Genomic DNA, 3,407 nt, shown 5'->3' on the forward strand with positions numbered 1-3,407 from the left:
GCGCTTTGTCAGCCGACAGGATGAGAGTTACGGGGCCAAATTGCTGGCAGCCATGCGCAACCAGTTCGGCGGCCACGCGGTGATGCGCAAAGCGTAGTGCATGAAGGACTTACTTGAAGAAGCTGGCCTGCGCTCCGAAGCCAAGGAGGTTTTCAACTAATCCGCCAACGGCTTCTACGAGAGCGTCGGTATGGAAGACATGATGGACGAGGGCACCCTCCTGGTCTACGAGATGAACGGGGGAGCCTCTAACGCTGGTGAAAGAGGTCAACTGGAGCGACCAACATTAATGATACGGAGGGAAGTAAGCTATGGCCAAGATAGCGATCAACGGATTGGGAAGAATAGGAAGGGCAGCTTTCAAGATTATACTCGAAACCCCGGAATTGGAACTAGTCGCAGTTAATGACTTGGTTCCACCGGATAACCTCGCTTACCTGCTGAAGTACGATACAGTCTATGGTAGGTATGACAAAAAGGTAGAAAGCGACAGCGATAGCCTTATCGTAGAAGGCAAAAGGTATAGAGTCTTTAATCAAAGAGATCCTGCCCAACTACCCTGGGGCGATTTGGGGATTGACGTCGTTTTTGAATGTACCGGCGTCTTCACCCGAAAGAAGGATTTGGAAAAGCATCTTCAGGCCGGCGCAAAATTTGTTGTTCTATCTGCTCCGACGAAGAGTGAAGACATAGGTACAGTGATCCACGGTGTCAACAAGCCCGAAGACGGCTCGGTTCGGATGATATCTTGTGCAAGCTGCACGACAAATTCCATTGCCCCTGCTGTTGAGATTATGGGTAGAAGGATAGGGATTAGGAAGGCAATAATGACGACTATCCACGCCTATACTTCAAGCCAATCAATAGTGGATGGGCCAAACAAGAGCCCCAGAAGAGGGAGAGCAGGTGCTGCAAATTTCGTGCCCACATCGACGGGTGCTGCAATAGCGACCACCAAAGCACTTCCACAATACGAAGGAAAGTTTGATGGAGTTGCTGTCCGCGGCCCAGTTCCAGTAGGTTCAATTGCCGACATTGTCTTTCTTACAGCGAGAAAGACTACCATAGAGGAGGTAAACAGAATATTCAGAGAAGAAGCAGAAAGCGAAAAATATGAAGGTATTCTGGGAGTGTCAGAGGATCCAATCGTCTCCTCTGACATTATCAAGGATCCCCGTGCCTCCATTATTGATCTGGGTATGACCCGAGTAGTAGATGGGGACCTGGTTAAGGTTATGAGTTGGTACGATAACGAATGGGGTTACACCAATCAAATGATAAGAGAGGCACTACGAATAGTTAAGGGATAACACGTTGTCTGAACAAGAGCGCCTCTCACCAGGTGCCTATGCTAAGAATGGCCTGATCTGGTCAGAGACCGGCTCCGGTTGACCGTTGGGATAGGCTCCAATCGGAATGCGCTTTGACATCGTGGAGAATTTCCTCGACAACAAATCGGGTGGAGTTGGCTGCGCCAACAACATCGACGAGGTCGGCGCAGGTTTGCAGCAGGCCCAGACGTGGATCGCCAGCGCTCTGCGAGCAGGTAACAAAAGTTCCGCTGATAGCATTAGAATTATGATAAGGATGCGTGGAATGTCCACTGCCCTGTCATCGCCACGGACAATTGGAAAATAATGAAGAAGGAGGTATTTTAAAGATGGCAGACTTCGTGAAGAACCGCTATCTGTTAATCACCGTCGCGCTGGTGTTAGCTCTTACGCTTCTGGTAGGCAATTTCCTTGCCCCGCTGTCCCTTCCGGCAGGGGAGAAAATCGCCTCTGCTATAGAAGCCACACCAACACCCAACCCACTCCCCTTGGATCTTGGTGGCACGGAAGAGGAAAAGCTGTTGACGGCCATTTACCGCCAGGTCATCGCCTCAGTGGTCAATATCACTGTGGTCAAACGAGTGGAGGTGGCTCCAGGTCTCCCTGGCTTTCCACCAATACCGGGGTTGCCCTCCATCCCGCGCTCGCCGGAGGAGTTCTATCAGGAAGGTCAGGGTTCCGGCTTTGTCTGGGATGAACAAGGCCACATTGTCACTAATAACCATGTGGTGGAGGAGGCCGACACGGTGGAGGTCATCTTCTGGGATGACACGGTTGTTAGAGCGGAGGTGGTCGGCACCGACCCCGACAGCGACTTGGCCGTGATCAAAGTGGACCCCGCCGAAGTCGAATTGCACTCGGTAACCCTGGGCGATTCCGATGCCCTGGCCGTAGGGCAGATGGCCATCGCCATCGGCAACCCCTTTGGCCAGGCGGGCACTATGACCCATGGCATCATCAGCGCGCTGGGGCGCACCTTCCGGCCCGGCGGCAGCCCCTTCGCCATCCCGGAGATGATTCAGACCGATGCAGCCATCAACCCCGGCAACTCCGGCGGGCCGATTTTGAATTCCAAAGGCGAAGTTATCGGCATAAACACCCTGATCCTCTCTCGTTCCGGCTCCAGCGCCGGGGTGGGCTTTGCCGTGCCCATCAACATCGCCAAGCGGGTGGTGCCCGTCCTGATAGAGAAAGGTGAATATCACCATTCCTGGCTGGGTATCTCTGGCACGGATGTTGCCCCGGCCATCGCGGAGCTTATGAACCTGCCCGCCGGGACGCGCGGCGCGCTGATCATCGAGCTAAGCCAGGGCGGCCCTGCCGACCGGGCTGGGCTCAGAGGCAGCGATAAGACCGCCGAAATCAATGGTCGCCAGGTGAAAATCGGGGGCGATGTGATTATCGCCATTGACGATTCCCCTGTGCGCCGTATGGATGATCTGATTGCCTACCTGGTGGAAGAGACCCAGCCAGGCCAGCAGGTGGAACTCACCATCCTCCGCGAAGGGGAGGAGCAGAAAGTTACGCTGGAACTTGGCGAACGGCCCAGGAGAGAGTAAGGAATAAGAGTTCCGACAGGGGGCTGAAGGCAGACCTGGAGATTGAAGGTGCGACGCTCCTCAACTCCCGGGTGCGTCGCACCTTCTCTTTCGCTCTGCCGGAACGGGTGCTGAGATTCAGAGCAGGCGTTGTAGTGTGCCTATCACGCGAAATCGGTGTGATATGCGAAGTAATTCGGTTACTTAACCTTATGCTCCATCCCATGCTGGCCTACGGCGCGGTGCGTGCCGTGATGGATGGGGCGGGGTTACTGGTCGCTACCGCCCCGCCGAACCACCGAGCCTCCGACGGCGTTCCTGATGCTACAGGCCTTTTCGGCCGGGTGCACGGCGCTGACCGGGATCGAGGCCATCAGCAACGGCGTGCCAGCATTTCAGCCCCCCAAGGCGAACAATATCGGGTGGACACTGATGATCATAGCCCTCTTGGTTGTGTGAAACAGCATTAGAAACGTCGTCTAACAGGGACTTTTCGGCTCATTGTGTTCGCCCAAATGCTTTACCCCTCGCAAAGTCC

General features: G+C 54.6%; 4 protein-coding genes. All 4 read left to right on the forward strand.

Going from position 1 to position 3,407, the window contains the following annotated elements; genetic code table 11:
- Positions 1-97: 6-phosphogluconate dehydrogenase (locus tag ACETWG_12505; GenBank protein MFB0517409.1), on the forward strand; the 97-nt coding region annotated here is incomplete at its 5' end.
- Between the two features lie 214 nt (positions 98-311).
- A complete protein-coding gene (gene gap / locus ACETWG_12510) occupies positions 312-1,310 on the forward strand; it encodes a type I glyceraldehyde-3-phosphate dehydrogenase (GenBank protein ID MFB0517410.1) in 999 nt (332 codons plus the stop codon).
- A gap of 350 nt (positions 1,311-1,660) precedes the next feature.
- Complete coding sequence (locus ACETWG_12515) at positions 1,661-2,890, forward strand: S1C family serine protease (GenBank protein MFB0517411.1); 1,230 nt, start codon at positions 1,661-1,663, stop codon at positions 2,888-2,890.
- A gap of 134 nt (positions 2,891-3,024) precedes the next feature.
- A complete protein-coding gene (locus ACETWG_12520; GenBank protein ID MFB0517412.1) occupies positions 3,025-3,339 on the forward strand; it encodes a hypothetical protein in 315 nt (104 codons plus the stop codon).
- The last annotated feature ends 68 nt before the right edge of the window (positions 3,340-3,407 follow it).

Source organism: Candidatus Neomarinimicrobiota bacterium (assembly GCA_041862535.1).
Classification (GTDB): domain Bacteria; phylum Fidelibacterota; class Marinisomatia; order SCGC-AAA003-L08; family TS1B11.